Source organism: Neobacillus phoenicis (assembly GCF_047302305.1).
Taxonomy (GTDB): domain Bacteria; phylum Bacillota; class Bacilli; order Bacillales; family Cytobacillaceae; genus Neobacillus.
Genome location: NZ_CP154847.1, coordinates 1618493 through 1643931, shown reverse-complemented (window position 1 = coordinate 1643931; position 25439 = coordinate 1618493). Strand labels below are relative to the sequence as shown.

Genomic DNA, 25439 nt, shown 5'->3' with positions numbered 1-25439 from the left:
AAAGAACTATTAACCACTAAACTGCACTACCTTTTCCTTCGTTTGATATGGTTTAAGTTCTGTCTCTCTTTTATTGATAAAGATTGTATTTGATGGTACGGTTCCTTTTACAACACTGCCTGCTGCCACCACCACATTGTCTCCAATATGTGTATCCCTTAAAATCACAACATTCGACCCAATCCATACGTTGTCACCAATGGTCACTTCTCCCCTAATTAAGTGGTCAGAGGTATTCTTTTTATAATTATGATCATGGTCGTTAATACACACATTCGGTGCAATTTTTGTGTTTTTGCCGATCGTGATTCGTTTTACACAATTGATATTGCAATTATCATTAATAAACACATAATCTCCTATTTCAAGAATCCCTTTAAAATCCAAACGAAAGCTTGCATTTTTTCTTATAAATACAAACTTTCCAATCTTTACTTTTGCATCTTTGTTAAAAATTTCAAACTTGCTATTCGCTTGAAGGGCGAATATTGTAGAATCAATGTTTTTAAAATAAATAAATTTATAATAGGTTCCCCTTACTATTCCAATGAAGTGGGATAAATACATAAAAAATGTAATCATTATGCCTCTTTTTCTACACTCGTTAACAATTGTTATCATAATTTTTTTAAGAATGTTGCCCATTAACGATTCTCCTTAATGCACGGAATCTTCTTCTTAGTCGGGATATATTGTCTCCACCAATTAGTTTGGCAAGAATCATCTTGCTATTCCCCTTTAGCCTTGCACTTTTTGGCAACCAACTTTTATAAAATAGATGCATCGCGTAAGTTTGGTTAGAAACTAACTTTCTACAATTAATATAATCATAAGGAGAAAAATAGGTTTGTGGATAAATCACTCCGTCTTCTAGTTCCTGATATTCTCCGTTTGTTTTTAACCCCTTATTTTTAAGCAATTCTGTAACAATCGCTACATTTGTTATTTGATTTAATGTACCATCACTTTTTAAGAATCGTTTATCATGATAAGAATCCAGGAATTCCTTAATTAAAAGATTCCCCTTTTCTGCTCCTATCGTACTTGTAGCTATGAAATTCTCTTGTTCAAATCCCCAAAAAGAAGAATGATATAATAAATCATCAAATGCTTTATATATTTCTACATCGGTGTCAAGATAGATACCACCGTAATGGTAAAGAGCATACACTCTAACATAATCACTAACAAATGCATACTTGCCAGCTTCATAGGCTTCCTTCACATACGAATTTATATCAATGTCAAAATTATCTTCGTTCCACTCAATGATTTCATAATTTATCAGATGCTTCTTCCAGCTCTCCATACATTTCCTTACAATTTCTGATTTTTCTTTACCACCAAACCAACAGTAATGAATTGTTTTAGATATCCTGTTTATTCGCTCCATCTTTGGACCTCAATCTTTCAGAACTTTTTCCTTCTGATTTTGCCATTTTATAAATTCAATTAGTGTTTTGTAATCATCTATTTGTTCTTTTTCAATCCCTGTCTCCTTCAATTCCATTGCAAATTCAATTAGTTCCTGGTCCACCTCTTGTTTTTCTGAATGAGTATGTAGTGGACTTAAAAATGTTTCTAGATCTACATCCAGCACCGCAGCTATTTTTCTAACCACTTGAATGGATGGATTTCTGTTCAAATTTCTTTCGATATTACTTAAATAGGATTTTGAAATTTTAGATCGTTCAGCTAATTCAGAAAGAGTTAGCCCTTTTTTCTTTCTATATTCATAAATTGTTTTTCCAAACACCATACATTCCCCGTTCATCATAAGATAAAATACTAAATACTTATCATATTCAATCTTTCCTTCCCTTTAATAACTGTATGTTTGATATGATTAATAATCGTTTCAATATCTTCATCCGTCATATTTGACCCTGACGGCAAACACAAGCCGTTATTAAAAAGGCCTTCTGATATGCTATCTTGTTCTTGATGAGAATAATATTTTACATTTTTAAATACTGGTTGTAGATGGAGTGGCTTCCAAACAGGTCTTGCCTCAATATTTTCCTCACCTAATACACGTAAAATATCTTTCACTGAAATCCCTGCTTCTTTTTCATCTACAGTTAATGCCGTTAACCAGCGATTGGAAAATGTATCTTGTAACTCCGGCATAAATGTGAATCCGGGTAAATGAGAGAGTTGATCATAATACCTTTGGAATACAGCTCTCCTTGAAGCAATTCTATCCTTTAGTACCTCCAATTGTGCTCTTCCAATTCCTGCAAGGATATTACTTAATCGGTAGTTAAACCCAATTTGGCTATGTTGGTAGTATGGAGCAGCGTCCCTTGCTTGTGTCGCTAAGAATCTTGCCTTTTGTAAAGCATCTATATCATCTGAAACCAACATTCCACCACCAGAAGTAGTAATGATCTTATTGCCATTAAAAGAAAAAATGCCGAATTTACCAAAGTTCCCACTTGCTTTTCCTTTATATTTACTACCTAAGGACTCTGCAGCATCCTCAATTATTGGGACTCCATATTGATTGCAGATAGCCGTAATTTCATCCATCATCGCACTCTGACCATACAAATTGACAACTATGACGGCCTTAGGAAGACTCCCATCCTTTAACGCATCATGAAATGCTCTTTCTAAAGCCTCTGGCGACATGTTCCAAGTTTCCGGTTCTGAGTCAATAAAAACTGGCTCAGCACCTTGATAAACAATAGGGTTTGCACTTGCGATAAAGGTAAGACTTGAACAAAATACTTTATCACCTTTTTCTACACCTAATAAAGAAAGAGCCAAATGAATCGCTGCCGTTCCTGAGCTAACGGCCACCGCTTCACTGGCTCCAACATATTGAGCTACTTCTTTTTCAAATGCGTCCACGTTTGGTCCAAGTGGTGCAATCCAGTTTGTTTCAAAAGCTTCTTGAATATATTTTTGTTCGTTCCCACTCATATGGGGAGAAGAAAGAAAAATCCTTTTTTTAGAAATTAGTTGATTCATGAACTTCACACCGCGTTTATCTGATTATTAATTTTAATTCTTGCCGGTATTCCAACTGCAAGACAATGACTAGGAAGGTCATTTACAACAGTTGCACCTGCACCAATCATCGTCCATTCTCCAATCCTTTTGTTGGGGATAATGGTTCCTCCGGTCCCTAAACATGCCCCCTCGCCCATACTCACCGTGCCAGCAATTGTGCTGTTAGGACATAGGTGTACAAAATCTTCTAGCATGCTATCATGTTCAACTACAGAACCTGTATTAATGATGCAATGGTCACCTATGACTGCATCCGAATTAATAACAGATTTGGGCATAATTATAGTTCCTTGCCCAACCTTCGCATCTGGACTAATGTAGGCCGTTGGATGGACAAGAGTTAAATAGTCATTTTTCGAAAGTCCTAAGTCATGGAAAATCTTTTTTCTTGTTTTGTTATCTCCAATTGCAATGATAAACTTAATATCTTGATGAACTTTTTTAATAAAATTTGCAGCACTTACAGGGCCACTAATGAAATTCTCTATTATGTCTAAACTTTTATATCTATCATCCAAGTAACCTACAAGTTTATGATTTTTAGTAGCTCGAATAATATCAGAGATTACTTTACTGTGACCTCCTTGACCAATCAATATCACCCTCATGGATTTCCGCCCCCTACCGAGGAATTAGAACCCTTAAATGTCTCCACTGTTGCATTCCCTGGCTGATTAATCCCATCAGAGATTACTACTTTATAAACAGTTAAAAATAATATTTTCATATCAAGTAAAAAAGATTGATTTTTTACATACCAGACATCCAACTTGAATTTATCATCCCAAGAAATAGCATTGCGCCCATTAACTTGTGCCCAACCTGTAATCCCTGGTCTTACGTTGTGCCTCAAGGACTGCTCTTTTGTATAAAAAAGCATATATTCAACCAGTAATGGTCTTGGACCTACTAGACTTAAATCCCCTTTTATCACATTCCATAATTGAGGATATTCATCTAAGCTATATTTTCTAAGAAACCTTCCAAAAGAAGTTAATCTGATATAATCAGGTTGCAGATTACCTTTATTATCTTTTTCATCTGTCATTGTTCTAAATTTATACAAACAAAACAGTTTTCCATTTCTACCTGGTCGTTCCTGTTTAAAAATGACTGGAGATCCCAGTTTAATTTTGACTAGCATAGCGATAATCATAAAGATAGGGGATAATCCAATAAAAAGGATAAATGAAACAATAAAGTCAAAGAGCCGTTTCATTGCTTTCCCTCCTGGTTATTTAGAATTATCTAGCACTTGTCTTTTTATATCTTCAACTAAATCTTCTACATGAATATTTTTTGTTTCCATTCCTTTTGTATATATTTGAATGAGTATTTCTTTTAATTTATGCTGGGTTAACTGTATCGTTAGAGCCATATCCTTATACCTCACTCACTTATTTATTTCCAACAAAAAAGTCCTCACTTGACTTTAAGTAAGGACTCACTAAATCTTTATTCACATCATAGCCATTGGGGTTCAAACTTTGCCATCTCCAGGCATCTTCGCACATCTCATCTATACCTTTTTCAGCTACCCAGCCAAGCTCTTTCTTTGCCTTTAACGGATCAGCAAAACAAATCGCCACATCCCCTTTTCTTGCTTCTACAATCTTAAACGGAATTTTCCTTTTTGAAGCTCTTTCAAATGCACTTACTACTTCTAACACAGAATATCCATTTCCGGTTCCTAGATTGTAGGATTCTAATTTTCCCGTTGAGCATGTTTTCTTTAATGCCATTAAATGTCCCTTTGCTAAATCGACCACATGGATGTAATCTCTAACCCCTGTTCCATCCACTGTCGGATAGTGATTACCGAATACATTGAGTTGAGTTAGCTTCCCAACAGCCACTTGTGTTATGTAAGGCATTAAATTATTTGGTACACCAAAAGGATCTTCCCCAATCATTCCGCTCTTATGCGCACCAATTGGATTGAAATATCTTAGGATTGAAATGCCCCACTCCTGATCTGAAATATATAGGTCTTTAAGAATCTCTTCAATCATAAGCTTGGTTCTTCCATATGGATTCAATGCCCCAACTGGAAAGTCCTCAGAAATAGGGAATCTTTCAGTTAAACCGTAGACGGTTGCTGAGGAACTGAATACTAGTTTCTTAACATTAAAATGTTTCATGACTTCAAGGAGATTCAACGTTCCAGTGATATTGTTTTGGTAGTAAAGAAGGGGGAGTTCAACAGATTCCCCTACGGCCTTTAAACCAGCAAAATGTATAACCGCTTCAATTTCATTTTCTAAAAAGACTTTTTCTAACATCTCTTTATCCAATAAATCTACAAAATAGGTTTTAAAATCTTTGCCTGTAAGCTTACATACTCTTTCAAGAGATTCTGGATTACTGTTAGAAAAATTATCAATCACCACAATCTCATGTCCTGCATTTAAAAGCTCTAGGCAGGTGTGGCTTCCAATATAGCCTGCCCCCCCCGTTATCAATATTGCCATTGAATCAACCTCCAAATTTCACGTATAGGGAATTATATTTTTAAATACTCACTTCCGTATTTTAATCCTAAAGAGATAACGTTTTCATAATAGAAATAAAACGTATATAGAAGTAAGATACAATAATAAACTAGATTTCTACTTTCCTTTGAAAACAAGTTTAATAACCATGAAACGAGGATTAAACTATAAAGGCCAAAATAGATATCAAATCTTGCAAAAATCCAATTTTTTGTTGCTATAATCATAAACACTAAACCTAATAATGATAAATTAATAATGTAATCACTTTTTGGCCATATTTTTTTTAGTTTTTCTTTTCCTAAAAAAGCAATCAATAAAGGTGTACCAGATACAACTGCTCTTAAGAAATTGGCCCCACCTTCGGAAAAATTACTATAATGACCATATTGTGTATCTTGAATAGCACTAAATAGTAGTGATGAAAATTGGTTAAATCCGAATGCAATGATGACCCCAATCCCAAGGATAATTAAAGTGGTTTTGGTCCATGCATCCCGTCTAACTATGAAATAGATTGGGATAAAAATTAATGCTGTTTGATGAATGGTTGAGGCAAGGAGCACTACTAAAAAGAACTTTTTCATATTCCCGTTTAAAAGGTATCTTGTTGCAGCAAAAATAATGGCAGCAGCTAACGATTGTCTAATCCCGTTCATCGTTACAATATACACTCCAGACGTAATATAAACGAATAAACTAAGCTCAATTTTTTTTGAAAAACAATATAAAACATAAACAATAAAAATATTTGTTATTAGTGCAGAAGTAAAGACTAATAACTGTGGATCCTCTGATAATTTATATAAAAGCGCTTGATAAATATTAAATCCAAAGTCCCCTTCCATTTTCATGGTACTTAAATCATGATTACCTATCTTATAGCTATGCATATAAAAAAAGGTGTCACCTATATTATTCCTTAAACCTGCTACAAGAACTAAGGAAAGCATAGTCATGAAAATCAGTAGTTTATTAGGCCTAATATAGGGTGCATCCAATGGAAGTGGTTTTGAAAAATATCTAGATAAAAAGGAAGTTATATAAACAACAACCAGATTAATCCATAGGATTTCCATGAATAATTCCTTTCTAATTGGCTTTTAGAACTGTTGCCCTACTCGTTCTTTTTATGTAAAGATACAACAGAGCACCAAATGGAGTTGCCATCAATGTTACGAATTTACAGGGAGAATCTAGTAAATACTTTTTGTTCCCAACCATGAAGTTACTTGATACATAGTGAATGCTTTCTCTAAACTTAGATTTTAAAGTGGGGGAGTATTTCATTGCTGTTTTCCTAAAAAAAGAGAACCCTTTTGGGTTCTTTTTATATTGGTTAATAATATTCATACTAGAACCATCCTCTAAATACTCAACATAACAGAGGACCTCATTCATGATTAATAAGGGACACTCTTGATCCACTAAAATATATTTAAAACTTAAAGGACAGTATTTTTCACCTGGGAACACAGGATACGCCGGAATCATCTTCATTAACTCTGTACGATAGACTAATTTCTTATCACCCTTCATTTTATATTTGGAGTGTAATCCACTTAGTGTAGCGGTTTTAATACCCTCAGGCAATTTTGTACCCAACACTTCACCGTTGGTTTTAGCATCAAGCCCTATGATACCAGCCACTTCGTTACTCCCGTGTTTTTTCCAAAAATTTAATATTTTTTCAACCGCGTTGTCAGGCATATAGTCATCTGAATCTATACAAACATTTAGTTCCGTATTTATTAATTCATATGCCTTGTTATGTGCCTCATGCATTCCTTGGTTTTCCTGATATGCATATTGAATTCTAACTTTTCCCTCCATAACCCAATTGTTTACTAAATCTTGTGTATGATCCGTCGATCCATCATCAACTATTAACCATTCAAAATCTTTACATGATTGTCTTGCAAGACTTTCATAGCATAAATGAAGAGTGTAAGCTCGATTATACGTAGGAGTAAAGATTGTTAAAGTTGGCTTCATTACTCTTTCCTCCCTCTTTTATTACAGTAATAAGACTATTTAATACTAATTGATCAGGTCTTACAAATTTATGGTAATAGTTGAAATTATTAAGCATCATTTGATATCTAAATTCGTTATCATTTTTCAACATGTAAATCTTTTCTACACATTCTTCCGGGCTCTTGAATGCAAGATAATTTTTCCCCTCTTCGATGTCTCCAGGTAACTCATATTGAAGTGTTTCTGTAACGATGGCTTTACTTGCAGCCACATATTCTGCAAATTTCCAACCAATTGATTCATGTAATCCCATGGATGCAATACAGATTGAAGATTCCTTAACTTTCTTAATATAATTGTTTCTTTTTGTTATTTTCGTATCGTGTATGACAACATCAGGATAATTTTCTACGGAAAACTTTGTAGGAGAGATTCCTCCAAAGAAACCACTTCCAAATTCTTTCTTACACATTCTGATACAATTTACTCTAAATTGATTTATAAAAGCTCTTTCATCTTTCTTTTGGTTTGAAAGTTGTAAATTACCATCGCCATTAGTGTCCCATAATCTTGCCATAAACAAGATTTTCGGATCAATATCTTGAATTGGACAATCCTCAAAAGAATTGGGATAATATAATCCATTATAGTATTGTGAGAAAGGTATCTTTCTAATTAGCTTTTTAAATTTCTCTTTATTAGGATCATGGGGATTGGGATTATGAGCAACATTACCTGGTACTGTAACCATATAATTAAGGCCCAATGGGTATATTTTGTGTTTATCAACTAAGGTCAAATTATATTTTGTACTATAGCTTCTCTTAAAGTAGAAATCAACTTTTGTTAAGATTCTATTCATGAAATCCACATAATTTTCATTCCCATGAATCACCAGATTATCATAGCCGTCATTTACATCATATATTATCCTGTACTTGTTATTTATTATTACCTCTATCATGTTGTAAGGTAATAGATTATTATCTTGATTCTTTAATTTATCCACTCTTAAATCAATGATGCTATTTTGTTTAAGCATTTTAAATCCACTTAAGATTTGGTAGAGATGAAGAGGAGTTTCTCCCAATTTTATAACACATGATAATTTTGACATTCTTTAAGCTCCTCATTTGACCCTAACTTAACCTGCTTATTTCCAACTAACTCTAAGTAATATTTCTCTAACCATACAGCTGTTATTGATATATCAAAACCTTTTTCCTGGATCTTTTTTGATGGGTTAGCTGAACGTATTTTTCTTTGTTCAAGAACTTTTCTAGCCCACGCCTCAGGCGTATTCTTTATACTTTCAAAGCAAATTAAGTTCAGACCCAAATCAACTTCTTCAGAAATAACATTTGATATAACACAAGGTAATCCAGCCCCTTGAGCCTCAACAATAGAGACAGGAAGGCCCTCGTGAAAGGAAGGAAAAACAAATACATCAAATGCTTGAAGTATGTGATTGATATCATTACGAATTCCTAAAAATATGACGTTTTCCTGTAATCCAAGGGCAATTACCTTTTTCTCAATTTCCCCTCTTAACGGACCATCTCCAATAAGTAGTAACATTGATTCCTTATTCCGTTTGTTCACCTCAGTAAAAATATCAATAAGGAATGAATGGTTCTTCTGTTGATTAAACCTGCCTACGTGACCCATAATAAAATGATTATTTAAATTTAATTCTTTTCTTACTTCATTTCTTACTTCGGGAGAAAAAGAAAATTTTTTATACTCTATTCCATTCTTTAAAATTTTTGCGTTATCACTTTTCTTTTGAAATAACCAATCTGCTGCTTCTCTCGAACAAGCAAAGAGATTAGTAGAATTCCCCAAAACATTACACCCAATTACCCATTTGTAAAACCGTACAGGAAAACTACCTTCACTACTAGTGTTATGACTGTGTGATATTCTTATTGGAATACCAGTTTTTTTCGCTGCATTAAGTATTAATCCACTCATTTTATCCATATGAGAGTGAACTATTTTATAATAATTATGTTCATTAAAAAATCGATTTAATTCTTCAACATATTTAAAATGTCCGATGTCAGTAATATACGGAATTCGGTGGATTGTCCCGCCCATTTGTTGTATCTCTTCATCAAAAAGTCCCTCTTTACATGTCAGAAAATCAAACTGAACCTTTGATCGGTCAATATTTTTATATAAGTTCATAATGAGGGTTTCTGCACCACCTCGGTTCATGTTGACGACGACATGTAGCACTCTTAATGGGCTGCCCACAACAATTCCTCCGTTCCATCAATGTACAGACTATAAATTTCTTTCTTCTCCTGAAGAACTTTCTGTAAACTGTATTTTTCCAAAGTTAAGTTTCTTCCATTTAAACCAAATTGACTTCTTAAATTCTGATCTTCTGAAAGGATTTTCATCTTATTTGAGAAATCAATTGTATTGGTTTTCTCAATTAACCAGCCATTTTGATTATGAATAACAAGTTCACGATGCCCTCTATTAGCAATTGCTACAATTGGAAGACCACATGCCATTGCTTCCATAATATTTACGGGTAGCCCCTCTCTCAAACTGGACGCAACAGCAATATCCGAGATTTTCAATAACTCTTGAATATCTGTTCGATACCCAAGAAAATCTACCATTTGTTTAACTCCTAACGTTTCAGCAAGTTCTTGACACTCTTTTAAAAGTGCTCCATCACCAGCTAATAAAATCTTGGCTTTCGGAACTGAATGTTTTATTGACGCAAGAGACTCAATTAGGAATTTCTGATTTTTATTTTTGTTAAACTCAGCTGCATAAAACATGATGAAATGGTCATGGTGATACCCATGTTTATTTTTAAGTTTCTGCTTTTGTATTTCATCAACTGGTTTAAACACATCCGTATTAACACCCACACCATGAACATGTTGAATTGTTCCTGCCTTAAAGTGATGTTTCTGGGCTAAATCGTAGTCTTCTTGGTTTATGGTGATCAAACAATCTGTAAACCTTGAAAGGAGTTTTTCAATAGGATAATAGAACATCCAATTTTGGATAGGTGCTCCCTTACAAAAATGGAAACCATGAGCTGTATAAAGCACTTTAGTCCCCTGATTTCTAGCATTAATGGCTGCTAATCGAGTCAGAACTCCTCCCATTGGTGTATGACAATGAATGATCTGATACTTTTCTTGAGAAATGATCTTCTTTAATTGCAGATAAGCTTTTACATTTTGTTTATTAAACGGTGATCGTTGGATGGGGATTGTAAATTTCCTATCTACAAAAGGGAGATTCATTGTGCCAGATGCAGCAACATGCACTTCCCATCCCTGCTCCTTAAACCACTTTAGATACGGTAGGTGGAAGGCTTGAAAGTGATAATCTACAGTAGCAGCAAATAAGATTTTCTTTACCATCTTGGTCACCTTATCCTTTGTTAGGATCACTTAATCAGTTCTTTATCTAAAGTAGCAGATAGATAATCCAATAATTGATTTCTTAATTCCTTATGCTTCAAAGCAAATTCAATCGTTGTTTGGATAAAGCCCATCTTTTCACCTACATCATATCTAGTACCTTCAAAATCATAGGCATACACAGCTTCATAGTGATTTAATGCTGCAATAGCATCTGTAAGTTGAATCTCTCCACCCGCCCCTGGTTCTTGTTTGCTTAATATGTCAAAAATCTTAGGACTTAAAATATATCGACCTAGAATGGCTAGATTTGAAGGAGCGTCTGCTTGTTTTGGCTTTTCAACTAAACTATCAACACTATAAAAGCGATCACCAATGCACCTTCCATCCACAATTCCGTACCTGGAAACTTCGTTGTCTGGAACTGTTTGCACCCCTAGAATTGATGCATTATACCTTTCATATTGGTCCATCATTTGTTTTAAACACGGTTTTTCAGCCTTAACGATGTCGTCTCCGAGTAATACAGCAAATGGCTCATCACCAATAAATTTCCGCGCACACCATATAGCATGGCCTAACCCTTTTGGCTCCTTCTGCCGAATATAATGAATGTCCACCATTTTAGAAGACTTTTGGACCTCATTTAATAATTCAAACTTCCCTTTCTCAAATAAATTGTGTTCTAATTCAAATGAATTATCAAAATGGTCCTCGATAGCGCGTTTGCCCTTACCGGTTACGATAATAATATCTTCAATTCCAGATTCTACTGCTTCCTCCACTATGTATTGGATAGTTGGTTTATCAACGATGGGCAGCATTTCCTTTGGCATCGCCTTTGTCGCGGGGAGAAATCTTGTTCCAAGTCCTGCAGCTGGTATGATTGCTTTTCTAACTTTCATGTCATTCACTCCTTTATACTGAAACAGATAATTTTGATGGTTTCATTATTTTGTAGTTTGCTAGTGAAAGAAGTCTCTCTCTAATCTCCTCTTTATTTAGACTGGAATAAGTGGATATAATGGACTCAATTTCCTGGATGAAGAGTTCTGAGGTTTTCCCAACATAGATTTTCGGATAAATTTGTTCTTCATGTACCTCATCCTCTTTTAATAATTCCTCAAACAACTTTTCTCCAGGACGAACCCCTGTATATTCAATTCCAATTTCATCGATTGAATTTCCTGAGAGTTTGATGAGATTCTTGGCTAAGTCAACAATTTTCACGGGGTCTCCCATATCCAACACAAAAATCTCGCCTCCTTTTGCAAGGATTCCTGCCTGAAGAACGAGCCTTGAAGCTTCTGGAATCGTCATAAAATATCGAATCATTTCAGGATGAGTTACCGTTACCGGTCCCCCTTTTTCTATTTGCCTTTTAAATAAAGGAATGACACTTCCCCTGCTCCCTAACACATTTCCAAAGCGTACCGCAACAAATTTTGTCTCACTTTCTTGATCCATATGCTGCACTATCATTTCAGCAAGTCTCTTTGTTGCTCCCATCACACTTGTTGGGTTTACAGCTTTATCCGTTGAAATCATGACAAAGGTGTTAACTCCATTCCAGCTAGCTGCTTTGGCGAGATTCAACGTCCCGATAATATTGTTTTTAATAGCTTCTTCTGGATTGGACTCCATGAGTGGAACATGTTTATGAGCAGCTGCGTGATAAACCATACTTGGTTGGTAGCTACCCATCACTGACATCAGCTTCTTTGCATCCTGAATATCAGCAATGACTGGAATAAATTGAATATTTGTATTCTGATAGGCTTCTTTTAATTCCATTTCAATAGAGTAAATGCTGTTTTCACCGTGCCCCAATAAAATAAGCTTTTTAGGGTAAAAATGTGCAATTTGACGGCAAATTTCGGATCCAATTGACCCTCCTGCACCTGTAACCAAGACCACTTTATCGGTTATGTTTTCGGAGATGCTAGCCATATCCAATTGAACAGGTTCCCTTCCGAGCAAGTCTTCTACCTGAACATCACGGAATTGATTAACCGAAACTTTACCTGTCATTAAATCCTCCAGCATTGGCAGAATTTGCGTTTTTGCAGTTGTTTTTGCACACTCTTGAAAAATTTTATTTAACTCTTTCTTATTTAATGAAGGAATGGCAATTACAATATGATCAATTTCAAACTTCCTTACAGCTTCTTCTATTTCTGATATCCCACCAATAACCGGGATTCCTAAAATATCAAGTTTTTGTTTTTTTCCATCATCATCAATAAAAGCAACCGGAAGTAAATTAGATTGTTGATTATTTAATAATTGTCTTACCACCATGGTTCCGGCCGAACCAGCACCGATAATTAATAATCTTTCCTTATTCTTCTTTGGATTTAGATGCGCATCTCGGTACAATCTCCAAGAAAAACGAGAGCCACCGATTAACGACATATTCAGGAGCCAGGTAACAGCCAATAATCGAAAGGCGATTTCTCCAAGAAAGATGTCCTGCACAACTCCTGCAATAAATATCGATAGAGTAACTGTCTTTAATATACTTAGAAGTTCCCCAATACTGGCATATTCCCAAGCCCTTTGATATAAATGAAATTTAAATGAGAGAAAATTATGGCTTATAATCATTACGACCGAGATGATGCCCATCCTAAATGTGATAACATGAAAGGTCCCATCCACAAAAAATTTACTAAAGTAGACTGCTGCTAGCACAATACAAGAGTCGATAAAAACAAAAAATGATAGCCGTTGGCTATATGTCATAACCTATCCCCTTCCCTCCTTTAATCGATCCTCTGATTTCGAATCTTGATGGCGGTGTCGATAATCTTCTTAATTTCTGCTAATTGATCCTTCGTTGCTTCTTGTTTAATGTATCTAACTACTTTTTTAATTGACTTTGGAAAATAATCAATATGATTATCCATCCCTTCAACTCCTTAAAAATGATAGGTATAGGCTCTTATTAAGAACACATATCTATCATCTTTAAATAAATTGGGCATCTAACCCGTCCTCACATCACACTCTCGACGACTAACGTCTAAGGTTATTCAACCCACAGCATGACCGAGTGCCTCCATTGATAGTGGATAGGAGACATTTCCATACTCTCAAAAAAACAAAATGTTCTAAATTAAGAACAGTTTGATTAAAAAAATAAGCCCATAGATTAGTAATTTAAAATAACACCGAGAAGCCTTGCTTTTGAAAATTCAATCACTTTTTTCGCCTCTGCTGCACTCTGTAGCTTGGTTTTTCCATTTTTCACAACCAAAATCACACCGTCACATTGACTTGCAAGCAGTTTTGTATCTGGTAGTTTAAGTAAGGAGGTAGAATCAAGTAAAATGACATCATAGGATTCTTTTAACTTATTTAATAATTCCTTCATATTTTTAGAGCCCAACATTTCAACCGGATTCTTGGTAGGAGGACCACTTGTTAGAAGATCTAATCTCCAGATTTCGGTGTGGTTTATCACTTCGCTAAAATCCATTCTTCCTATAAGTACATCTGTTAGTCCAGATGAGTTAGACAGATGGAAGAAATCATGTAATTCGGGATTTCTTAAATTTGTATCTATAAGAAGCACCTTTTTCTTCTGTTGTGCCATTGATACAGCCAAGTTGGCAATCATTGTGGACTTCCCTTCGCCATCTTCTGGAGAAGTCACAATATAGGTCTGGGTATTTTTATCAGACAATAGAAAATTAATGTTGGTTTGAATCATTTGAAATTGATCGGCCAAAAAAGAGTTAGGATAATAGTACGTGACAAAGGGGTACTTATTTCCTGATTGTTTTGATTTCCTTTTATTTAAAACCAACGGTATCCCCCTCCACTCTTACATCTAAATGATTTCGTTTTACAGCTTTCTTCATACTTCTTTTATTAATCTTTGACACTCTTCCTAAGACAGGAACATTCAATAGTTCTTCTAACTCTCTTTTCGTTCTAACACGGTCATCTAACGTTTCCAAGAAGAATGCTAACCCTACACCAATGACAATTCCACCGAGGATTCCGTAAAGCATCTTATTATTATTCTTGGGATTTATAGGGAAAGGATTCACCTTTGCCTTAGATAATATCCTGATGTAATCCTGACCTACAATTTTAGGAACTTCTTCTTTAAATACGTCTGCAGTAGTGTCGGCTATTTCGGCTGCCATAGCAGGATTTGGGTCAATAGCACTAATACTAACTACTTGCGAATTTTCAACACTAGCTACTGCGATTTTTCCAGCTAGTTGGTCTGAAGTTATTTTTAAGTTTAATTTATCAATCACGATATCTAGCACAGAAGAATCTCTTACAATTACCTGAAGGGTTTTTCTAGATTCTTCATCTGCACCTATAATAATTCGTGCTGAAGACTGGTATAAAGGAATTACTGTAGTTTGATTTAAAATATATCCTATTACCCCAAAAAGGATTGTTAATGTCATGATGATCCAAATTCGTCTCTTAATAACTAGAAATAATTCTTTCAGATTAATTTCCTTTGCTTTTTTTTGGCTTCCTCGGTTGAGCATTTGATTACTTTCCATGAAACCACCTTTAGCTTCGACTTTTTTAAGAACCGAAAGTTCTAAATAAAGAACATATTAGACAAAAAAATACTTACTTAGTAAAATCATAATATTTTTATATGAAGTCTACTAAATCCGTAGTTTATATTAGCTATAATAGTTCATTATAAAGAACATGTCAATTTGTTTTTTAATAAAAATTCTATATTTTACATAAAATTAAAACTATTAAACACTAACCTCCATTTGCTTCTTTAACAATCGACTGAACATCCCCCGTTTTTCATTTGCCAACTGACTAAACTGGCCCTGTTGGATAATTTCTCCTTTGTCCAGAACCACTACTTGATCAGCATTGCGAATGGTTGATAACCGGTGGGCTATAACAATAATAGTCATCTTACCCTTTAATTTTTCAATCGCTTCTTGGATTTTGGATTCATTCTCTGTGTCCAGTGCGCTTGTTGCTTCATCTAGAATTAATATTGATGGGTTACGTAGAATTGCTCGTGCCAAAACTAACCTTTGACGTTCTCCTCCAGAAAGTTTAATTCCCCTATCACCTATGAGTGTATCAAGTCCTGCTGGAAACTTCCTTACGAAATCCGCAGCTGCAGCAAATTCTAAAGCTTTCCAAATTTCTTCTTCAGATGCATTTTGTACAATTAACAATAAATTTTCCCTAATAGTAGTATTAAATAAGAAAGGATCTTGCGGCACATAACTTAATGATCTTCTCAATGCAAAAAGGTTATCGCTTGTTAATTTTAATCCATCAATAAATACATCGCCCTGTTCTGGATCATTTAGTCCCATTAAGATGTCAATTAATGTACTCTTTCCAGCTCCAGATGGACCAACAATTGCAGTCATTTGGTTAGCTTTAATCAGAAGATTGACATTTTTAAGTGCATAGTTTTTGTCAGAAGGACTATATCTAAAGCTAATATCACGACATTCAATACCCTCTTGAAAATATAAGTATTTACACTCTCTATGATTACCTTCTTCTAGTTCTTTTGCTAATGTGCACTCCCTTTGCAAATCAAGTACTACTTTAAAAGAAGGTAGGACAGAACTAAGTTGTTCAAGGTTAGTTTGAATTCCAGTAATTCTTGGCCATAATCTTGAAAATATAACCATAATTAACATGAGCTGTGCAGCTTGTACTTTAAACATTTCTAAAAATAAGAATATAAAAGATGCCAATAAAACAGCTGAAACTATTTTAGAAATTAGTTGCGAAAAATTCCTTAGTTTAACAAGCTTAATTACATTTTCTTCAAGTTCCCTACTGGTTGAGTTAAACCATTTAATGTGAGGATTTTCCAAGTTATTACTCTTAATTTCTTTAATTCCGTTTAGATGATCTGTCACGCCTGCAAAAAATTGTTTTGATAGTTCAACGGTTTCCTTTCCTAACTCTGATGACTTGTAAATAAACCTTCTAGAGAAAAAAAGAAGTAACGCTCCACATACCAAAACTGAAATTGTCAATTGTGGCGATAGCCAAAAAGCCAGAATTAATTGTATAGATGAAAAAACTAAGGAAGATAGAAATTGCAAGAACATTTGAACCCCGCCAACTACCCGACCAGTTTCAACAGTAATCATATTTATCAAATCGGATTTCCTTTTTTTTACAAAAAATCCCCAGTTAGAATGTAACAGAGATTTGTAAGTATTTTCTTTTAAATAAAGAGAGTATCCTTGCTGTATTTTTACATTCATTATCATTTGGCTTCTTTGAAACAAACCTTGCCCTGTAATTAATAGTACATAGCTAAAAAGAATAATTATAAGACTAACTTTTTGGGGAAAAGCGTTAAAAATGTTAGATAAAAATGAAAGGAGCTTAGAATTATTTGTACTTACTTGTATAATTCCGGTTAAAGATATGAGCGGAATTAATAAAAATATTCCTATTCCCTCAAAAATACTGACTAGAGTCATAGATAATAAATTAAGATAAAGTTTTCTTCCTGCAAAATAGTGAATCTGCTTAGTAAAAAATAATAATTGTTTCATATATACCCTCCTAGGATAATGCTAACTTCCTTGTTTTTCTCCATAACCACAAAAATGGTCTTAATATAAAATATAAAAAATGGAGATTCTTAGGAAGTGGTAGGGTTTGGGCATCTTCCGGATAAGGATGCAGAGTGCTTAAAATGTAGAGTATTTTTTGCTGAAAGGACATCAATGAATATAAGTGGCGGCTATGATATTGGAAAATATCTTTAGGTACAGGGTCTGTATGTAAATTGACCATTCTTTCTAAATAAAATATTGCCTGTTGAGCTAGCTTGCTTGACTTTTCCATATTAAATTTTTTAGAATATACTTTACTAATTTCAGTCCCAAATAATTGATTAGAAAGGATTAAAGCTTGGCTAACTAGATGAGAGTTATTATGTTGTTTTGAGAGTATTGGCAGATTCTCCATTTCCTCTGATTGGAATAAACTATAATGGATATCTACTAACCAACGAATTCTTGACCATCCATGGCGTGCACCATGAGAAACTAGAAATAAAAATAAATCCTCTCTTCCAAGATAGTAGACAGGACTTTTAGAAAAATAACAAACTCTCTTTCTTTGCCAAAGTTCTTTAAACCTTGGTTCTATTCCCGGACCTGGATGCAATCTCCAATGTACTTCAAATTTCAAATTTTTCTTTGGATGAAAATAGGTAACATGATGATGTCGCCATTTCCAATCATTAAGGACTGTCTGAATATAATCATTTTTTTTAAAACCCTGTTCTTGAAGGATAATATCAATTCTTTCTACATCCTGAATGTGAATAAGAGCATCTAAATCAGCACAAGTTCTGAGAGAAATATCTTGATAAAGTTCTTTTGCCAATACTGGTCCTTTTAAGAAAATAAGTGGAACATTATTTTCCGCAAATAATTTAGCGAGTTTTTCCATCTGGCTGGTTAGGTGAAGCATCTGTAATACGTTTGATCTATATCTACTACCAATTTTGTCTAACAACTTTTCTGGAATATTTTTTTTATACTTGGATATTAGGATTGGATATAGTAAGGGGAAAACTCTATGATGCAAGGCTTGATTGTAGAATTCATTCCAATCAATGTCTCTAAACCAACCTTCAGATATATAATCATTTTTTATCATTTTAAAGATTAGTTTTAACTCTCTTGGAACTCTCGATATATCAAGTTTAAAATTGCTTATCATGACAATTCTCCCCTACTACCTTTTATTCTTTTAGCAAAACTACTAATGACAGTGAATTTCTCCATTCCTTCATAGCCTGTAACAAAATACGGTCCAGTCCGAAGCCATGCATGTGCAATTAACTTTCCGTTCGTATCTTTTGATGTACCTAAATATAATGTGCTTTCTATATCACGTTTCTCTAACATTTTCATAGCTGCAATGGCTTTTACAAGACACTGGCTTTCCCAAAGTGTATATTTACTCATTAAATGGATGGATTCAGCTACTCTCCTAGCCATTTTATGTTCCTTATCATTATAGATAAATGGAGTTTCTTCCATTTTCTCACCTAATAAAGGAGAAACCTTCAAAAAACTTCTCGATTTCTGAATTCTAGCCCAGCCTAGTAAAATAAATGCTTCAAACAACAACTTCTTCATTAAAAAATCTAATCCCAAAAATATACCTACTTTTCTTACTAGATTCATTTATATCCCCATCTTTATCCATTAAAATTAGATTATACTAATTTTATTAATCCCTCTTCCAAGAGTTGTTCCAAAAAAAGTTTTACCTGTTCTTCACATTGATTTTGTTCAACATCATATACTTTTACCAATTCCATAACTAATTGATTTAGAGGTTTGGGATTACTAAGCAGGTCCCAAATATCTCCACCTAACTCACCTAAATTATAATATTTGCCGTTTGTAATACTTAACATGACCTTTTCTTCTCCCATTTTGCTAACTATAATATCCTTAGATTGTTCAATTGTCTGCTCACTATAAATAATCATTTTTATCACCTATTGTTTTTAATATTGTTGAAACTAATTGTGAAGCACTAAATTTCGAAATAGGCCTACTTAACCTATATAAATTAACTTTATTTAGAATAATTGCTGATTGATTAAAGTGCCAATCTAAAAGACCCAAATGAGGAATGAGGAATTCACGATAGGTATTTTTATAGATAGTCTGAAAACCTTCTAACCCCTTTATTCCCACCAACTCAATTTTTTCATTTTCAGTCTTAGTTAACTCGAAAATTCCAGCCAATGGTATCGTTTTATCAGAGTATTGGCCTACTATAGGGACACTATATTTAGTTTTTCTTCCATAAAGAGAATTGTAAATATTTTTATCTAAGCCAAAATGATTTAGGCTATCTTCCCAAAGCTTTTGACTTGGATAGGATGGTGTTATCAATGGGATATTTTCATTAGATAAAGACAATGAAATAACATCATCAGTGAGCAGATTATAGCCTTCTCTTAAAAAGGCAGATGCAAGTGTAGATTTTCCAGCACCTGATTCCCCTACAATTGCGTATGCTTTTCCATTTATCTCTACTGCACTTCCATGTAAAGGTAGTATTTTTCTTTGTATTAAAATAACTCCCATACAGGTTCCTAAAATTATTAAACGTGCTAAGTCCTTATCAAAATCTTTCAATGGAGAAACGGTGATTTTTCTCCCATCTTCTATACTAAAAATTGCAAAATCTTCAAATTTACACATGACAATATTTGTACTCATTAAGAATCCATAATTGTTATCGGTAACACTGAACCACTTTTCGGTAAGATCATTAATACTTATTTCTATATCAAAATCTGAATTATTATCTTTTTCCATACTATGTAACTCTAAAAAGGGAATTTCACTACTTATTGAAAAACCAAAGGCCTTATAAATTTTTTTGTTCTCTATTTTTAACATTTATTTCACTCCATCATACCCTCTTCTACCAAACAGCCCTCAAATTTTTTTGAGGGCTATTTGAATATCAGTAAGTTTAAAATTAACTCATTTGTGCTTCTGCCATTGTTCCATCGCCATTTGGGTTTGGAACTGTATTACTAAGATCTTCTGTCCATGCACCATCATGCTTTGTACCCCAAAGATTCCACATAGTCATTTTTACATCTAAAGTTTCTAATGTAGGTTGCTTCCATGTCTTTTTCAATTATTTCACCCCCTTTCAAAAGAAATTATTTATTAAGTAACGATATAGAACAACGCATCTTATTATTAACTTATAGTCCATATTACCTATATCCTCTATAATAGGGCCTGATTTTTCACATCTCATTAATGCTATTTTTATTTCTTTTTTATCAATAAACTTATCTACCCTTTTATCTTTAATTAATTGTTTAACTTCACACAGTAAGTTGTCCCAATCTGGAGTAATCCTATGAATCCAATCAGCTGCTTGAATACCTCTAATTTTCTGGTTAAGCCTAATATCATCTGGTAGAATGTTCTTTGTAGATCTTCTAATCAATGCACGATCCATGCCACTCATAACGTATTGTTCTTCAGGTACAGCAAAGCAAAAACGTACAACTCTTAAATCACTAGTAGGATCACGTTTCCAAACTGAATATTTTAAGGACAATTTTGAATAAAGTGTGTTACTAGCATTATAAGGATGAATATAATCGTAAATTACTTTTCTCTGTTCGTGTATATCATTAGAAATAACGCAACCTGAATCATCAATTCCAAAACTTCTTAGTTTCTCAAAGACTAGTGTTTTCTTTGCAAATTCTAAGTTAACAATTCGCATTACTGAATTTGGTATACCTTGGAATCTCTTAAAATAGGGGAATGCTGTCCGTGCAATTATAGGAAGGTTCCCAAACCTTGCTCCACCAACTTTTTTACTGTACTGGTCTAATTCCATTGCAAGTTTAATCCATTTCAACCTCTTCAATAGTACTGCATAATAGTTCATTGAGTTCCCCCAAGAAATTGTAGAATTACCCACATCCCCATTAAGCAATACTCTAACATCTTCTAAACTTGCTTTTTCAAAAGTTCCTTTTAGCCAGAAAGAGTTTTCAATAAATTTATAGGGCATTTCATTGACTTCTAACATTTCATCTATCTCTGTATACGAACTTATTCCCTCAAAATCATAATAATGGTCATTAATTCCGCCTATATAATCGACAGTCTTTTTAATAAATGGCCTTTCATCTGCCATAAATCTTTTGGATGTAAAATCAATAAAATCCCCTGGTGGTATATAACTAAAGGTATGTAATACTTTATTTACTTTTTTTAGCTCTTTAGCAGCAAATCCAACAACTGCGCCTGAATCTAACCCTCCACTTAAATGGGAGCCTACATTCCGATGTGTTCTGAGCCTGTCTTTAACCGCTTTATTGAATATCTCCTGAAAAGCTTCAACATATTCAAAATCCTTTTTAAATTTAATCTTTTTATCTGAAAAATATTTCCCATATTTTGATATGTTTATCTTACCTTTTTCAATTTTTATACTATGAAATGGTGGGACTTGATTAATATTTAAGTAAGGTGTCATCGTAGCATCTACGGTATCAATTAATAAGGATAAGACCAAAAATTCAGCTAACCATTTCTCATTTAGTATCTTATTAACGTGGGGCAAAGATATAATAGGTTCAATAACAGTACAGAATGTGAAACTAGAATTTTCTTTATAATAGTAAAGAGTACGATATCCTAAAGGATCCCTAGCCCCAAAAAGTTTCTGCTTCTTTTCATCCCATATCATAAAAGCAAAATCACCAACTAAGTACTTTGGTGCATCTTCCTCCCACTTATAATAGGAAAGTAAGATTAGTTCACTATCAGTGATATCTTTTCTTTTCCCTTTATCAACTTGTAATCTCTCAAATAACTCTTCACGATTGTCAATAATTGCATCCGCAGTAATCGCTAGTTTTCGATCATGGTCATAATACGGGAGCTTTTCACCAAGAGACTCAGGTGTGATCCACTGTGCATGGCAGCCAAGGAAGACTTTGTCGTTATGCCAAGTTTGAATATCATCGGCCGGATATTTTTCTAGTGCTTTCATTATCCTGTTCCCATGTTCTAGATTGATAGGCTCATCATTCAAATGATAAATTCCGGCTATTGCGCTCATCTTTTCCTCCTGCCAGGCTATAAAAATTTATAACGTCTATTATTCACATGTTCACTAAAAAGAACAGTTAAGCCATACTTAAATATCAGGAATCAAATCTAATCCTTTTTTCCTGACATTTATCGTAATTTAATTAATAAAACTACTTTCTATGTAACATATCACCTATACTGGTTCTTTATCAAGAACGTTCGTTATAACTAATAATAAATCCATAAACTATTACTGTCAACAAATTTTAAGATAATAAAATAAATATTTTGTCTCTCCGTTGTATAACTCAAATTTCCTCAATAGTTAAAAACAAATTGACATCCCCATCAATCTGTAGTAAATTTTATAAATAATCTAAATAATTGATTTCTTATCAAGAGAGGTTGAGGGAATGGCCCTGCGACGCCTCAGCAACCTTCAATGAATGGTTTGTTCATTGAAAAGGTGCTAAGTCCTGCAAATTTTACTAATTTGCAAGATAAGAAGAATGACAAGTGTGTCGTACATACAAAAGTCTTCTTCTTATAAGAAGACTTTTTTTATTTATCTGAAAGCTTTAACGCCCTGTAGCATTAAAGTAGGCAATCTAAACCCTAATTACATCAAACTTTAAGGAGTGTGCATTATGTACAAAATTGACACGAAACTAGCCCAAATTGGAAACCGCAGCGAGTCTGCAACAGGTACAGTGAACCCGCCTGTTTATTTTTCTACTGCTTATCGACACGAAGGCATCGGACAATCAACAGGGTTTGACTATAGTCGAACAGGGAACCCAACGCGTCAGCTCCTGGAAAAAACAATTGCTGATTTAGAAGCTGGTGATCAAGGTTTTGCCTGCAGTTCAGGTATGGCTGCTATTTTCACGATTCTTTCCTTATTTCAATCGGGAGATGAATGGCTGGTAAGCGAGGATTTATATGGCGGTACCTATCGCTTATTAGAACAAGGCTTTAAAAAATGGGGATTAAACACTCAATATGTAAATACCTGTTGTCCAGAAGAAATCGAAGGGAAGATTACTCCACAAACAAAGGCCATTTTTTTGGAGACTCCTACTAATCCCCTCATGCAGCAATCGGACATTGCCGCTGTTTCTCAAATTGCCAAGAAGCACGGGATTCTTTTGATTGTTGATAATACCTTCTATACCCCACTATTACAGCAACCGATTAAACTCGGGGCTGATATCGTTATTCATAGTGCAACGAAATACCTGGGTGGTCATAACGATGTACTTGCAGGATTGATTGTCGCTAAAGGAAAGGAACTATGTGAAGCATTAGCTTTTCATCATAATGGTGCGGGTGGTGTACTTAGCCCGTTCGATTCCTGGCTGTTAATGCGCGGAATGAAAACCCTGTCGCTTCGAATGGACAGACACGAAAAAAATGCAAAAGCGGTGGTGGAGTTTCTTTCCAATCATGAAGGAGTGACAGATGTTCTATATCCTGGACGCGGCGGAATGGTCTCTTTCCGAGTAAAAGCTGAAGCATGGGTAAATCCATTCCTACAAGGATTATCTCTTATTACATTTGCAGAAAGTCTCGGTGGAACGGAGAGCTTTATTACGTATCCTGCTACACAAACACATGCGGATATTCCGGAAGAAATTCGAATTCAATCCGGAGTATGTAATCGATTATTGCGTTTTTCCGTCGGGATTGAAGATGCACAAGACTTAATTGAAGACTTGAAAAAGGCTTTCGCAAATGTGAAAGAAGGAGTGATTGCGTAATGTCACACGAAGAATATAGCTTTGCAACCAGACTTCTTCATAATCAGCATAAAGTGGACCCGACAACGGGTGCGGTTAGTGTTCCCATTCAGCATGCATCCACCTTCCACCAATTTGATTTCGACCAGTTCGGTAAATACGATTATGGTCGCAGCTTAAATCCAACAAGAGAAGCGCTTGAGGATGTGATTGCAGAACTTGAGGGTGGTGTAAAAGGCTTTGCTTTTTCTTCTGGTATGGCCGCCATTTCTACTGCGTTCCTTCTGCTTTCAGCTGGGGATCATATTATCGTTACCGAAGATGTGTATGGTGGTACGTTCCGGATGGTCACACAGGTCCTTTCCCGGCTCGGTATTGAACATACCTTTGTGGATATGACCAATTTAGACGAAGTAAAACAAGCGATTCAGCCAAATACAAAAGCGTTATATGTGGAAACACCCTCCAATCCATTAATGAAAGTGACTGATATTGAGGCAATTAGCAGTTTAGCAAAGGAAATTGACGCGTTAACCTTTGTTGATAATACGTTTCTTACCCCTTCTCATCAAAAGCCTTTGGAATTAGGGGCTGATGTGGTCCTGCATAGCGCAACGAAATTTTTATCTGGGCATAGCGATGTCGTGGCGGGTCTCGCTGTGGTTAAGGATGAAGACTTGGCGAAAAGATTAGGCTTTTTACAGAATGGATTTGGTGCTATATTGGGCGTCCAAGATGCTTGGCTCGTGCTAAGAGGGATAAAGACACTTCATGTTCGTCTAGAACAATCGCAGAAATCAGCTATTAAACTCGCAGAATTTTTAGCTGAACATCCGCTTGTGAAAAAGGTGCATTATCCTGGGCTCGAAAGTCACCCACAATATCACATCCAGAACAAGCAAGCAGCGGGGCCGGGAGCTGTCTTATCGTTTGAATTAGAAAGTGAAGATGCGCTCCGAACCTTTTTGGCCAATGTAGAAATCCCTGTTTTCGCTGTCAGCCTGGGAGCAGTCGAATCGATTCTCTCCTATCCGGCGAAAATGTCACATGCCGCCATGCCGCAAGAGGAAAGAGAAAAACGCGGGATTACTAATAGCCTCGTCCGACTATCGGTTGGACTTGAAAATCCAGATGATCTAATTAAGGATTTTTCCCAAGCGTTTGAGAAAGTTAATCGAAGTCAATTAGTATTCGAGCGGGGAGAATAGC

27 protein-coding genes and 1 riboswitch are annotated in these 25439 nt (G+C 34.8%); of the genes, 2 read left to right on the top strand and 25 right to left on the bottom strand.

Features of this window, described 5'->3' with window-relative positions:
- Positions 1-9: 9 nt before the first annotated feature.
- The 25 genes from AA0X95_RS08440 to AA0X95_RS08320 form a co-directional block, all read right to left on the bottom strand.
- Complete coding sequence (locus tag AA0X95_RS08440) at positions 10-645, bottom strand: acyltransferase (protein ID WP_413307820.1); 636 nt, start codon at positions 643-645, stop codon at positions 10-12.
- A complete protein-coding gene (locus AA0X95_RS08435) occupies positions 629-1393 on the bottom strand; it encodes a glycosyltransferase family 32 protein (protein ID WP_413307817.1) in 765 nt (254 codons plus the stop codon). Before AA0X95_RS08435 ends, AA0X95_RS08440 begins: the two co-directional genes overlap by 17 nt.
- A gap of 9 nt (positions 1394-1402) precedes the next feature.
- Positions 1403-1759 carry a helix-turn-helix domain-containing protein gene (locus AA0X95_RS08430; RefSeq protein WP_413307815.1) on the bottom strand — a complete coding sequence of 119 codons (357 nt, stop codon included), beginning with the start codon at positions 1757-1759 and terminating at the stop codon, positions 1403-1405.
- Positions 1760-1788: 29 nt separating this feature from the next.
- On the bottom strand, positions 1789-2976 hold the full coding sequence (locus tag AA0X95_RS08425) for a DegT/DnrJ/EryC1/StrS family aminotransferase (protein WP_413307812.1): 1188 nt from the start codon (positions 2974-2976) through the stop codon (positions 1789-1791).
- 5 nt (positions 2977-2981) lie between these two features.
- Positions 2982-3626 (bottom strand): acetyltransferase, encoded by a 645-nt coding sequence (locus AA0X95_RS08420; RefSeq protein ID WP_413307809.1) that lies wholly within the window; start codon positions 3624-3626, stop codon positions 2982-2984.
- Positions 3623-4237, bottom strand: a complete 615-nt coding sequence (locus AA0X95_RS08415) for a sugar transferase (protein WP_413307805.1) — start codon at positions 4235-4237, stop codon at positions 3623-3625. Before AA0X95_RS08415 ends, AA0X95_RS08420 begins: the two co-directional genes overlap by 4 nt.
- 15 nt (positions 4238-4252) lie before the next feature.
- Positions 4253-4396, bottom strand: coding sequence for a hypothetical protein (locus AA0X95_RS08410; protein ID WP_413307802.1), 144 nt, complete (start codon positions 4394-4396; stop codon positions 4253-4255).
- A 19-nt stretch (positions 4397-4415) separates the two neighbouring features.
- Entirely contained in the window at positions 4416-5489 is a 1074-nt protein-coding gene (galE, locus tag AA0X95_RS08405) for a UDP-glucose 4-epimerase GalE (RefSeq protein WP_413307799.1), read from the bottom strand.
- Positions 5490-5521: 32 nt separating this feature from the next.
- Positions 5522-6589 (bottom strand): EpsG family protein, encoded by a 1068-nt coding sequence (locus AA0X95_RS08400; protein WP_413307796.1) that lies wholly within the window; start codon positions 6587-6589, stop codon positions 5522-5524.
- A 13-nt stretch (positions 6590-6602) separates the two neighbouring features.
- A complete protein-coding gene (locus tag AA0X95_RS08395; RefSeq protein ID WP_413307793.1) occupies positions 6603-7505 on the bottom strand; it encodes a glycosyltransferase family 2 protein in 903 nt (300 codons plus the stop codon).
- Positions 7468-8604 (bottom strand): glycosyltransferase family 1 protein, encoded by a 1137-nt coding sequence (locus tag AA0X95_RS08390; RefSeq protein WP_413307790.1) that lies wholly within the window; start codon positions 8602-8604, stop codon positions 7468-7470. Before AA0X95_RS08390 ends, AA0X95_RS08395 begins: the two co-directional genes overlap by 38 nt.
- Positions 8580-9746 (bottom strand): glycosyltransferase family 1 protein, encoded by a 1167-nt coding sequence (locus tag AA0X95_RS08385; RefSeq protein WP_413307788.1) that lies wholly within the window; start codon positions 9744-9746, stop codon positions 8580-8582. The genes AA0X95_RS08390 and AA0X95_RS08385 overlap by 25 nt, the downstream gene beginning before the upstream one ends.
- The gene (locus AA0X95_RS08380) at positions 9731-10885 is read right to left on the bottom strand and encodes a glycosyltransferase family 4 protein (RefSeq protein ID WP_413307786.1); all 1155 of its coding nucleotides are present in this window, start codon (positions 10883-10885) and stop codon (positions 9731-9733) included. The genes AA0X95_RS08385 and AA0X95_RS08380 overlap by 16 nt, the downstream gene beginning before the upstream one ends.
- A gap of 26 nt (positions 10886-10911) precedes the next feature.
- Positions 10912-11790 (bottom strand): UTP--glucose-1-phosphate uridylyltransferase GalU, encoded by an 879-nt coding sequence (gene galU / locus AA0X95_RS08375; RefSeq protein WP_413307783.1) that lies wholly within the window; start codon positions 11788-11790, stop codon positions 10912-10914.
- A 13-nt stretch (positions 11791-11803) separates the two neighbouring features.
- Entirely contained in the window at positions 11804-13630 is a 1827-nt protein-coding gene (locus AA0X95_RS08370; RefSeq protein WP_413307781.1) for a polysaccharide biosynthesis protein, read from the bottom strand.
- 20 nt (positions 13631-13650) lie between these two features.
- Positions 13651-13794, bottom strand: coding sequence for a hypothetical protein (locus AA0X95_RS08365; protein WP_413307778.1), 144 nt, complete (start codon positions 13792-13794; stop codon positions 13651-13653).
- A gap of 245 nt (positions 13795-14039) precedes the next feature.
- Positions 14040-14696 (bottom strand): CpsD/CapB family tyrosine-protein kinase, encoded by a 657-nt coding sequence (locus AA0X95_RS08360; protein WP_413307776.1) that lies wholly within the window; start codon positions 14694-14696, stop codon positions 14040-14042.
- Positions 14683-15420 carry a YveK family protein gene (locus tag AA0X95_RS08355; protein ID WP_413307773.1) on the bottom strand — a complete coding sequence of 246 codons (738 nt, stop codon included), beginning with the start codon at positions 15418-15420 and terminating at the stop codon, positions 14683-14685. Before AA0X95_RS08355 ends, AA0X95_RS08360 begins: the two co-directional genes overlap by 14 nt.
- A gap of 210 nt (positions 15421-15630) precedes the next feature.
- A complete protein-coding gene (locus tag AA0X95_RS08350) occupies positions 15631-17430 on the bottom strand; it encodes an ABC transporter ATP-binding protein (protein ID WP_413307771.1) in 1800 nt (599 codons plus the stop codon).
- A gap of 10 nt (positions 17431-17440) precedes the next feature.
- Positions 17441-18610, bottom strand: coding sequence for a nucleotidyltransferase family protein (locus AA0X95_RS08345; protein ID WP_413307768.1), 1170 nt, complete (start codon positions 18608-18610; stop codon positions 17441-17443).
- Positions 18607-19080, bottom strand: a complete 474-nt coding sequence (locus tag AA0X95_RS08340; protein WP_413307765.1) for a lasso peptide biosynthesis B2 protein — start codon at positions 19078-19080, stop codon at positions 18607-18609. The genes AA0X95_RS08345 and AA0X95_RS08340 overlap by 4 nt, the downstream gene beginning before the upstream one ends.
- 32 nt (positions 19081-19112) lie before the next feature.
- Entirely contained in the window at positions 19113-19391 is a 279-nt protein-coding gene (locus tag AA0X95_RS08335) for a lasso peptide biosynthesis PqqD family chaperone (RefSeq protein ID WP_413307762.1), read from the bottom strand.
- On the bottom strand, positions 19378-20316 hold the full coding sequence (locus AA0X95_RS08330; protein ID WP_413307759.1) for an aldolase: 939 nt from the start codon (positions 20314-20316) through the stop codon (positions 19378-19380). The genes AA0X95_RS08335 and AA0X95_RS08330 overlap by 14 nt, the downstream gene beginning before the upstream one ends.
- Positions 20317-20398: 82 nt before the next feature.
- Positions 20399-20563 (bottom strand): paeninodin family lasso peptide, encoded by a 165-nt coding sequence (locus tag AA0X95_RS08325; protein ID WP_413307756.1) that lies wholly within the window; start codon positions 20561-20563, stop codon positions 20399-20401.
- A gap of 15 nt (positions 20564-20578) precedes the next feature.
- Positions 20579-22519 carry an asparagine synthase-related protein gene (locus AA0X95_RS08320; protein WP_413307753.1) on the bottom strand — a complete coding sequence of 647 codons (1941 nt, stop codon included), beginning with the start codon at positions 22517-22519 and terminating at the stop codon, positions 20579-20581.
- Between the two features lie 361 nt (positions 22520-22880).
- A riboswitch (SAM riboswitch) is annotated at positions 22881-22998 on the top strand.
- A gap of 140 nt (positions 22999-23138) precedes the next feature.
- Between AA0X95_RS08320 and AA0X95_RS08315 the strand changes: the two genes are divergently transcribed.
- Positions 23139-24251, top strand: a complete 1113-nt coding sequence (locus AA0X95_RS08315; protein ID WP_413307750.1) for a methionine biosynthesis PLP-dependent protein — start codon at positions 23139-23141, stop codon at positions 24249-24251.
- Positions 24251-25438 carry a cystathionine beta-lyase gene (gene metC / locus AA0X95_RS08310; protein WP_413307747.1) on the top strand — a complete coding sequence of 396 codons (1188 nt, stop codon included), beginning with the start codon at positions 24251-24253 and terminating at the stop codon, positions 25436-25438. Before AA0X95_RS08315 ends, metC begins: the two co-directional genes overlap by 1 nt.
- Position 25439: the final 1 nt, after the last annotated feature.

Coding starts and splice junctions, on each gene's coding strand:
- AA0X95_RS08440 (WP_413307820.1), bottom strand. CDS start 645: ATGGGCAACATTCTTAAAAAAATTATGATAACAATTGTTAACGAGTGT.
- AA0X95_RS08435 (WP_413307817.1), bottom strand. CDS start 1,393: ATGGAGCGAATAAACAGGATATCTAAAACAATTCATTACTGTTGGTTT.
- AA0X95_RS08430 (WP_413307815.1), bottom strand. CDS start 1,759: ATGGTGTTTGGAAAAACAATTTATGAATATAGAAAGAAAAAAGGGCTA.
- AA0X95_RS08425 (WP_413307812.1), bottom strand. CDS start 2,976: ATGAATCAACTAATTTCTAAAAAAAGGATTTTTCTTTCTTCTCCCCAT.
- AA0X95_RS08420 (WP_413307809.1), bottom strand. CDS start 3,626: ATGAGGGTGATATTGATTGGTCAAGGAGGTCACAGTAAAGTAATCTCT.
- AA0X95_RS08415 (WP_413307805.1), bottom strand. CDS start 4,237: ATGAAACGGCTCTTTGACTTTATTGTTTCATTTATCCTTTTTATTGGA.
- AA0X95_RS08410 (WP_413307802.1), bottom strand. CDS start 4,396: ATGGCTCTAACGATACAGTTAACCCAGCATAAATTAAAAGAAATACTC.
- galE (WP_413307799.1), bottom strand. CDS start 5,489: ATGGCAATATTGATAACGGGGGGGGCAGGCTATATTGGAAGCCACACC.
- AA0X95_RS08400 (WP_413307796.1), bottom strand. CDS start 6,589: ATGGAAATCCTATGGATTAATCTGGTTGTTGTTTATATAACTTCCTTT.
- AA0X95_RS08395 (WP_413307793.1), bottom strand. CDS start 7,505: ATGAAGCCAACTTTAACAATCTTTACTCCTACGTATAATCGAGCTTAC.
- AA0X95_RS08390 (WP_413307790.1), bottom strand. CDS start 8,604: ATGTCAAAATTATCATGTGTTATAAAATTGGGAGAAACTCCTCTTCAT.
- AA0X95_RS08380 (WP_413307786.1), bottom strand. CDS start 10,885: ATGGTAAAGAAAATCTTATTTGCTGCTACTGTAGATTATCACTTTCAA.
- galU (WP_413307783.1), bottom strand. CDS start 11,790: ATGAAAGTTAGAAAAGCAATCATACCAGCTGCAGGACTTGGAACAAGA.
- AA0X95_RS08370 (WP_413307781.1), bottom strand. CDS start 13,630: ATGACATATAGCCAACGGCTATCATTTTTTGTTTTTATCGACTCTTGT.
- AA0X95_RS08365 (WP_413307778.1), bottom strand. CDS start 13,794: ATGGATAATCATATTGATTATTTTCCAAAGTCAATTAAAAAAGTAGTT.
- AA0X95_RS08355 (WP_413307773.1), bottom strand. CDS start 15,420: ATGGAAAGTAATCAAATGCTCAACCGAGGAAGCCAAAAAAAAGCAAAG.
- AA0X95_RS08350 (WP_413307771.1), bottom strand. CDS start 17,430: ATGAAACAATTATTATTTTTTACTAAGCAGATTCACTATTTTGCAGGA.
- AA0X95_RS08345 (WP_413307768.1), bottom strand. CDS start 18,610: ATGATAAGCAATTTTAAACTTGATATATCGAGAGTTCCAAGAGAGTTA.
- AA0X95_RS08340 (WP_413307765.1), bottom strand. CDS start 19,080: ATGAATCTAGTAAGAAAAGTAGGTATATTTTTGGGATTAGATTTTTTA.
- AA0X95_RS08335 (WP_413307762.1), bottom strand. CDS start 19,391: ATGATTATTTATAGTGAGCAGACAATTGAACAATCTAAGGATATTATA.
- AA0X95_RS08330 (WP_413307759.1), bottom strand. CDS start 20,316: ATGTTAAAAATAGAGAACAAAAAAATTTATAAGGCCTTTGGTTTTTCA.
- AA0X95_RS08320 (WP_413307753.1), bottom strand. CDS start 22,519: ATGAGCGCAATAGCCGGAATTTATCATTTGAATGATGAGCCTATCAAT.
- AA0X95_RS08315 (WP_413307750.1), top strand. CDS start 23,139: ATGTACAAAATTGACACGAAACTAGCCCAAATTGGAAACCGCAGCGAG.
- metC (WP_413307747.1), top strand. CDS start 24,251: ATGTCACACGAAGAATATAGCTTTGCAACCAGACTTCTTCATAATCAG.